Genomic DNA, 8,086 nt, shown 5'->3' on the forward strand with positions numbered 1-8,086 from the left:
GCAGTTGCATTTGACCTCGGATCTACGCTGCCGAAACTAGAGTACAAGTGCGACCAATAAACCGCTAACCGGGGCCTAGCGGAACGTGGACCGGGATACGGGGTATAGGCTAGGCCTTCCCTAACAGTGAAAACCGTGAGCCGAGAGTGACTCCACATCCCGCCGATTCAGCTAATCCTGATCCACATAGATCAATCTCTTCATTATCACCTTGGCGGGCAACAAAAACCCTGTTGTGACTCGTCGCGGCCATTCCTTCCTCGCCGGTAAGAAGCTGCTCATGAAGTTTCTCACCAGGTCGAGTGCCCGTATAGACAATCTCAATGTCACGGCCCGGTATGAACCCGGACAGCGTAACAAGCTGGCGGGCCAACTCATCAATCCTGACAGGTTGGCCCATATCCAAGATGAAAATGTCTCCGCCCTTCCCCATCCCACCCGCTTGGAGGACCAGCGACACGGCCTCGGGGATGGTCATGAAGTACCGGGTCATCTCGGGGTGGGTCACCGTCACCGGCCCCCCGCGGGCAATCTGAGCCTTGAAGATCGGCACGACACTCCCCGCGCTCCCGAGTACATTCCCGAACCTCACCGCCACAAACCGGCACGGGGTCGACCCGTTGTACCCCTGGATGATCATCTCGGCCAGCCGCTTGGTCGCCCCCATGACGCTCTTGGGGTTGACGGCCTTGTCGGTCGAGATCATCACGAACCGCTTGGTGCCGTACTGGGCGGCCATGTCGGCGACGTTCTTGGTCCCGTAGACGTTGGTCTTGACGGCCTCCTCGGGGTAGGCCTCCATCAGCGGCACGTGTTTGTGGGCGGCGGCGTGGAAGACGACCGAGGGCTTGAAGGTCTTGAAGACGTTCTCGATCTTCTCCCTATCCCTGATATCGGCGATGATGACCGTCCGGTTGAGGCTCTTTTCCCTGCTACCAAGCTCGATCTCAAGCTCGTAGACACCGTTCTCGTTGTGGTCCAGCATCAGCAGGCACTCTGGGCTGAGCTTGGCGATCTGCCGGCAGAGCTCGGACCCGATGGACCCGCCGGCGCCGGTCACCAGGACCCGTTCGCCGGTCAGGTAACCGGTGATCTCGGCGAAGACCACGCGGACGGGCTCGCGGCCGAGCAAATCCTCCAAAGAAACCTCGCGGATCTGGTTGACTGTCACCCGGCCGTTGATCAGTTCGTAAACGCCGGGGACGGTCTTTATCTTGACCCCCAGCGAGGCGCATTCCTGGACGACCCGGCGGATGGACCCGGGGCCGGCGGCCGGCATCGCCACCAGCACCTCGTTGCAGGCCAGCCGCTTGGCCACGGCCTTCAGGTCACCGGTCCTGCCGAGCACCCGTACCCCGTTGATCCGTAGTCCCACCTTCCGGCGGTCGTCATCGATGAAGCCGACCGGCTTGTACCCCAGCTCCGGATGCCGCTGCATCTCGCGCAGGGCCATCACGCCGGCCTGGCCGGCGCCAATGATCAAGACCCGCTTGGGGTCCTTGAGATCCTTCATCTCAGCCAGGACGCGCACTCGTCGTAGCATCCTGATAGACAGGCGACCACCGCCGAGAGAGAGGAAGTTGATGACCAGGACCATCAGGACGACGCTGCGCGGGAAGCCGTGGCCGACCGGCAGGTAGAGCAGACCGGTCAGGGCGAGGAAACTGGCCAAAGCCCCCTTGCCGGCGGCCAGGGCCTCGTCGACGCTGGCATACTCCCAGATGCTGTGGTAGAGCCCGAGAAGATAGAAGGCGACGAGGCTGATGACGGTGTATGGAATGGCCACCCCGAAGTAGCTCTGGAAGTAGCTCCAGGGCACCGCGTTATCGAAACGCAAGGCCAGCCCGATGACGACGGCCACGTTGATGGCCATCACATCGTAGGCCATCAGGATCAGCCGCTTGGCCATCTGTCCTAGCTGCCCCAGCGTCACCACGGGCGCCGCGGGCCTGCGAGCCGCCTCGTGCAATTCCTTCGCATCCGCTCTTGTTGCCGCCACCCGGTACCACCTGCTCCCCTTAGGGCCGGCCGCCGGGTCGCCGCGTCACGGGCCTGTCCGGCCCCGCGGCGCGGCGACCAAAAAACCGGCAGCCAGGCACAATCTTTGATGTGCCCTAGCTGTCGGTTTCACTACTGACTCCGCGCCGCCCAAGTGACCAAATGGAGGCAGCGTTTCCTCGTCCCAGCTATCCCCTGCCCCAACCCGGGTATGTTGTCTTGGGTCTATCTCTGTGATGTCCCACGAAACCGGGCTCGGTGGCCTCGCCCTGCGGATCTTGCTACTACTTCTTCCTCTTCTTCTCCCCGTCCTGTCCGTAGTAGTAGTCATGGTAGCCCTTATCGCGCTCGGCGAAGGCCCCGTCGAGGACCACGCCGAGGATGTTCGCCTTGACGTTGGCCAGGAGTTCCTTCGCCCGCTGGGCCTGCTTGTAGCTGACCTTGCCGGCCCCGACCACCAAGAGCACCCCGTCGCAGGCACTGGCCATGATCGCCGCGTCGGTGACCGCCCCGACCGGGGGAGAGTCGTAGACGACCATGTCGGCGCGTTCCTCGAGGGCGGCCATCAGGTTCCTCATCCGGTCGGAGGCCAGGAGTTCGGCCGGGTTCGGCGGGGTGGGCCCCGGCGGGAGCACCCGCAGCCCCTTGGTCTTGGTCGTTTGCAGGGCCTGGTCCACCTGGACCTGGCCGGCCAGGACGCTGGTCAGGCCGTTCCGCTCGTGAACGTTGAAGATCTGACAAAGGCACGGCCGCCGCAGGTCGCTGTCGACGGCGATGACCTTCTTCCCCGCCTGGGCCATGGTGATGGCCAGGTTGGCGACGGTCAGGGTCTTCCCCTCGCGGGGCGAGGCGCTGGTGACGACGATGCTCCGAAGGGTCTTGTCGATCGTCAGGAACTGAAGGTTGGTCCGGAGTTCCCGGTAAGACTCGGCCACCGGCGACCGCGGATTGAGGGCGGTCACCAGCTTTTCGCCGTTGGGATGCGGTGTCGACAACCTGGTGCCCCCCTTACCTCACGGCTTTGAGTCCGCGGTCTTCGGCCTGGCCGGGCTGGGCCCGCTTGATCACGGGCAGCCCGCCGTCCCCCGCGTCGGCCGCCTGGCCCTGCGCCTCCCGGTCGGCGGCCTTCTTGGCCATCTTCGACTCGTGTCTAAGGTCGATGACGGGGATGGTCCCGAGGACGGGCAGGTCGAGGAAGCGGCGGACATCTTCGGGCGACTTGACCGTGTTGTCCAGGTACTCAAGGACGAAGGCCAGACCGACGCCGACCATGACTCCCAGGACACCGGCCACGGCCATGTTCAGCTTCGGCCGGGGTTTGATCGGGGTGGTCGGTTCGATGGCCGGGTCGACCACCTGGACGTTCTCGACCTTCATTATCTGGATGACCTGTTTGATGAAGTCCCTGGCCACGGCGTTGGCGATGCTGGCCGCCTCGGCGGGGGCGGTGTCCTCCACGCTGACCTGGATGATCTCGGTGTCCTTGACCGGGCTGACGTGGATGGCCGCCTGAAGTGAGCTGACGGGGATGCCGAGGCCCATGTCGGCGATGACGTGCTCGGCCACCGTCCGGCTCTTGGCGATCTCCCCGTACGTCTTGACCAACTGCCGGTTCATCAACAGGGTGGTATAGTCGACGGGGGTGTCTTTCTTCAGGACCATCAGGGTCGTGGACGCGGAATAGACCGGCTCGATGAAAAAGTAACTGATGATTCCGCTGGTCGCCACGGCAACGACGGTGACGAGGATGATCGCCCACAGCCGGCGGCGCAGGATGGCAAAGTATTCGCGTAGATCGATCATGTCTTGCTGGTCCATTCAAGGCCTCCGAAATTGAGGGGTGTTTGAGTTAGGCCGTCGGGTCGTGGTAGTCGATCTTCTCGATGCCCTTGGTATGGATGGTGACGAGCCGCTTGCACTTATTGCACTTGATCTCGATCTTGTCTCCCCGGACGATGCAGATAAGCTTGTTGCAGATGCACCGTTTCGGGATGCCGGATTCCGTTCGCTGCTGGGTAGTGGGCTGGACGGTCGCCAATCGTCTCGCCTCCTCAGGGGGTGTGGGGTAGCCCAAGCGCTGAAACCGGAACCTAGCCGGACTTGAGATGGGTAGGTAGCGGCCCCTGGACCGAAAAAGGGGATAAAAATAGAGAGTGTAAACCCTTCTCCTGAATCGGTCTCTCGGACCCTGGGGTCTCTCGGACCAATTCTTGATGGCGGCGAACTCTCGTCACGGCTTGTTCAAGCGTGGGCTACGGGCCCGGTCCACGCCGGCGGCGAAGATGCGTCCTAGCTGGGGTTTTACGTAATGCCACGAATCGGAAAAGGTGGGATTTGGTATTTCTACACAATAGGTGCTAATTCCTCCTTTGCATAATTCAGGAAACTAAAAGTCTACGCCGAAAGTCGCCGGATCACGATTTCCTCGCCGGCGTCCGTTCTTTGGACATATATCTCGACCTCGTCGCCGGGCCTCAGCCCGCCGCGGTGGCACCAGAGGGTCGGGAGGACGACGTCCTCGTCGTCGCAGCGGAAGACGGCCAGCGGGGCGGATGAGCTGGGCCCGCCGGCCGGTCTGACGACCGGTCGGAAACGACTGGTTCCCTGGGCGGACAGGTTGATCATGAACTGCTATCCCGTCCTTGGAGCACGATTAACGGGCCCCCAAAGGCCGTGGCGGGCCCGTCGTTAGGCCTCCAAATTCGTCGGTGGGGGGTCAAATCCTACCAGCTTGAGGGGCCAATCGTTCGCCCGATTGCGACAGGAAAGCCGCCCGGGGTACCGACCCTCGGGCGGCTTCGACAGGCTCTTGAACTTACCAGGTCACTTCGTCGAACCACAGTCCCCGGATCTTGCCGATGAGGTACAGGGAACCGGTGATGAGGACCAGCGGTGGGCGCGGGTCGCGCGGGCCCCCCGGCGCCAGCGGATCGGCCGAACCACGCCCGGCCTCCTCCAACGCCCGTCGGACGGCGCTCTCCGGCTTCTCGATGACGGTAATGTCCGCGGGCGCTGGGCGCCCGGCCCCCGCCTCAACCCCCGCGACCCGCCTGGCCTCCTCGGCGACGACCGCCGGGTCGGCCGCCCGAGAGCTGTCGGGCCGGGTGACGATGACCCGTTCGGCCAGTGGGACCAGCTCGTTCAGGACGGTGGAGATTTCCTTGTCGGCCAGGATGCCGATGACCAGGGTCAGTCGGTGGTCCGGGAAGATACGCTCGATGGCGTCGCGGAGGACGGCCGCCCCGTCGTGGTTGTGGGCGCCGTCGATGATTGTCAGGGGGTCGTCCTGGACGACCTCGAGCCGCCCCGGCCAGCGGGCCGTTTCGAGACCGCGCCGGAGGCTCTCGTCGTCGATTTCCCAGCCCAACCGGCGGAGGGCGGTGATCACGGCGACGGCCGTCGCCGCGTTCATCATCTGGTGCGCCCCCAGCAGGCTGACCTTCAGGTCGTGGTGGGTCGCGTCGGGCGTGGTCACGTCCAGGCGGCAGCCTTCGCGGTTGACCGCCAGCCCGCGGTAGGTGACCACGGCCTCGGCCCTGACCTCCGGCACGTCCGCGGCCGGCGGACCCCCGTCCGACACCCCCCCGGCCTCCGCCCCATCCGGTATGACCCGCCACAGCCTGGCCCCGTTCTCCCGGACCTTCCTGTCGATGACCCGGAGGACCTCGGGGTTCTGAGATTCGGTGATGACCAGGCCGCCGGGCTTGATGATCCCCGCCTTGTGCCCGGCGATCTCGGAGATGGTTGAACCGAGGATGTCCATGTGGTCGTAGGCGACGTTGGTGATGACCGAGGCCAGCGGCGTCGGCAGGACGTTGGTCGAGTCGAGGGTCCCGCCCAGTCCGACCTCGACGATGGACAGGTCGACGTGCTCATCGGCGAAGTACTTGAACATCGCCGCCGTGGTCACCTCGAACTCGGTGGCATGGTCGACCCCGTGGGCCTCCATCCCCTCGACGATGCCGGACAGCAGGGTGACGAGTTCGGCCACCTTCTCCTCCGGGATATGCCGGCCGTCGATGGTCATTCTCTCGTTCCAGTGCTGGAGGTGCGGCTTGGTGAAGGCGGCGACCCGATAGCCGGCCTCGCGTAACACGGTCGTGGTCATCGCGCAGGTCGAGCCCTTCCCGTTGGTCCCGCCGACGTGGACGGCGGCGAGGGACTGCTCGGGGTTGCCCAGAGCCTTCATCAAATAGTCCATTCGCTGGAGCCCGGGCTTCCACCCGAAGCGGATCAGGTGATGCAGGTAGTCCAAGGATTGCTGGTAATCCAAGGGGAGGCCCCTTTCAATGGTGGTTATCGGCCGGCGCTGCGGCCGTACCCTCCGGCGGCCGCGGGCTGTCGCACATGCCCTTATCGTACCACGCCGGGACAGGCGGAACAATGGACGCTTTGCGGATCAGGGCCTTTTTCGACAGGCTTCGGTATTTCCCGACAAATGCCGTGGTGGCCGCGATGCCTCGCGGTCTTTCCTCTTTTCTGGTAGAATGGAATGAGCCTGGGTCTCCCGGGTGGTATACCAAGCGAACCACCTCGTGGGGGGAAGCGCCGTTGGCCTCGCCGTTCAACGCTCTGAAGCATCGGAACTACCGCCTCTTCTGGTTCGGCCAGGCAGTCTCCCTCATCGGCACCTGGATGCAGTCGACCGGCCAGTCCTGGCTGGTCCTGATGCTCACCGACTCCCCCTTCCTCCTGGGGCTCGTGAGCGCCCTGCAGTTGGCCCCGGTCCTCGCCTTTGCCCTCTTCGCCGGGGTCCTCGCCGACCGCCTGCCGAAACGGCGGCTGTTGGTGGCCACCCAGGGAACGATGATGGTCCTCGCTTTCCTGCTGTCCGCCCTGACCCTCCTGGGCTGGGTCCGTTACTGGCACGTGGCCGTGCTGGCGGCCTTGCTCGGGGCGGCCAACGCCTTCGATATCCCCATCCGCCAGTCGTTCATGGTCGAGATAGTCGGCCGGGGGGACCTGACCAACGCCATCGCCCTCAACGCCACCATCTTCAACGTCGCCCGCTTCATCGGCCCGGCCATCGCCGGCTTCGTCACCAAGGAGTTGGGGCCGGGCTGGGCTTTCTTCGCCAACGGCGTCAGCTTCCTCGGGGTCATCGCCGCCCTGCTGGCCATGGACGTGAAAGCCCCCCGCATCGAGAAGGCCAGGGGCGGGGTGCTGGCCCAGGTCCGCGAGGGGCTCGGCTACATCGTCCGGGAGCCGCGGGTCTCGACCTGCCTGGTCATGCTCGGCCTGATCTCCACCTTCAGCCTGAACTTCAGCGTCCTGGTCCCCCTCCTGGCCCGCGACGTCCTCCACGGCGACGCCGGGCTGTATGGCATCTTAATGTCGGCGGTGGGCCTCGGGGCCCTGATCGGCGCGACCGGGATGACCATCATCAGCGGGGGCGGGCCGCGCCGCTGGATGATGAACGCCGGGGCGGCCATGACCGGCCTGTCCTGCCTGGCTTTGGCCTTCATCCGCGGCAGCCTCCTGGCCACCGCCGCCCTGACCCTGGCCGGGCTGGCCTGGATCGTCTTCTACACCCAGTCCCTGTCGACGGTCCAGGTGACCGTGCCGGACCGCCTGCGGGGGCGGGTCTTGAGCGTCCACTCGCTGGTCTTCAACGGGGTGCCCCTGTTCGGCTCGCTCTTCGCCGGGTCGGTGGCCCAGAGCTTCGGCACGCCGGCCAGCTTCGGAGCGGGCGGCGTGGCCGGCACCCTGAGCGCCCTCGGGGTCATCCTCTGGTGGCGTCGGGCCGTCCGGAACGGGGCAGCGACGCAGGGGCCGGTGGCCGGCGCCGCCGGGGGCGGGAACGACTGAAGGGCGGCACTTGGCCAGGGTCCGCCGGCAATCAAAAATGGACCCCGCGGGTCACGCGACTCGCGGGGTTCTTCTTGCTTCATGCGGGGCGCCTGAGCCCCGCCGGTCCCCGGGCCAGGGCGGTCAGGAACAGGCCGACGCCGACCAGCCCCAGGGCGATGGGCCAGCGGTGGGCGGCCGCCGGCGGCTCCGTCGCGTGGCCGCGGGCGATGACCTCCAGGGACTGGACGTGGACGTCGGCCTCCCCGTCATGCTGACCGCAGGCGGCGCGGAAGGTCCC

8 protein-coding genes and 1 riboswitch are annotated in these 8,086 nt (G+C 65.4%); of the genes, 1 reads left to right on the top strand and 7 read right to left on the bottom strand.

Features of this window, described 5'->3' with window-relative positions; all coding sequences use genetic code 11:
* Positions 1-109: 109 nt before the first annotated feature.
* From VGL40_09180 to VGL40_09205, 6 genes are all read right to left on the bottom strand, one after another.
* Positions 110-1,909, bottom strand: coding sequence for a nucleoside-diphosphate sugar epimerase/dehydratase (locus VGL40_09180; GenBank protein HEY3315428.1), 1,800 nt, complete (start codon positions 1,907-1,909; stop codon positions 110-112).
* A gap of 201 nt (positions 1,910-2,110) precedes the next feature.
* A riboswitch (cyclic di-GMP riboswitch) is annotated at positions 2,111-2,194 on the bottom strand.
* Between the two features lie 88 nt (positions 2,195-2,282).
* Positions 2,283-2,993 carry a CpsD/CapB family tyrosine-protein kinase gene (locus VGL40_09185; GenBank protein HEY3315429.1) on the bottom strand — a complete coding sequence of 237 codons (711 nt, stop codon included), beginning with the start codon at positions 2,991-2,993 and terminating at the stop codon, positions 2,283-2,285.
* A 13-nt stretch (positions 2,994-3,006) separates the two neighbouring features.
* Complete coding sequence (locus VGL40_09190; GenBank protein HEY3315430.1) at positions 3,007-3,816, bottom strand: Wzz/FepE/Etk N-terminal domain-containing protein; 810 nt, start codon at positions 3,814-3,816, stop codon at positions 3,007-3,009.
* Between the two features lie 31 nt (positions 3,817-3,847).
* A complete protein-coding gene (locus VGL40_09195; GenBank protein ID HEY3315431.1) occupies positions 3,848-4,036 on the bottom strand; it encodes a hypothetical protein in 189 nt (62 codons plus the stop codon).
* A gap of 356 nt (positions 4,037-4,392) precedes the next feature.
* Positions 4,393-4,623, bottom strand: a complete 231-nt coding sequence (locus VGL40_09200) for a hypothetical protein (protein ID HEY3315432.1) — start codon at positions 4,621-4,623, stop codon at positions 4,393-4,395.
* A gap of 190 nt (positions 4,624-4,813) precedes the next feature.
* Entirely contained in the window at positions 4,814-6,271 is a 1,458-nt protein-coding gene (locus VGL40_09205) for a folylpolyglutamate synthase/dihydrofolate synthase family protein (GenBank protein HEY3315433.1), read from the bottom strand.
* Between the two features lie 278 nt (positions 6,272-6,549).
* On the opposite strand from VGL40_09205, the gene VGL40_09210 reads away from it, so the two are divergent.
* Positions 6,550-7,806: an MFS transporter gene (locus VGL40_09210; protein HEY3315434.1), complete on the top strand. Its 1,257-nt coding sequence runs from the start codon at positions 6,550-6,552 to the stop codon at positions 7,804-7,806.
* A 79-nt stretch (positions 7,807-7,885) separates the two neighbouring features.
* Here the strand turns inward: VGL40_09210 and VGL40_09215 are convergent.
* A partial coding sequence (locus VGL40_09215) for a hypothetical protein (GenBank protein ID HEY3315435.1) occupies positions 7,886-8,086 on the bottom strand: 201 nt, incomplete at its 5' end.

Source organism: Bacillota bacterium, assembly GCA_036504675.1.
Classification (GTDB): domain Bacteria; phylum Bacillota; class Sulfobacillia; order JAJYWN01; family JAJZPE01; genus DASXUT01.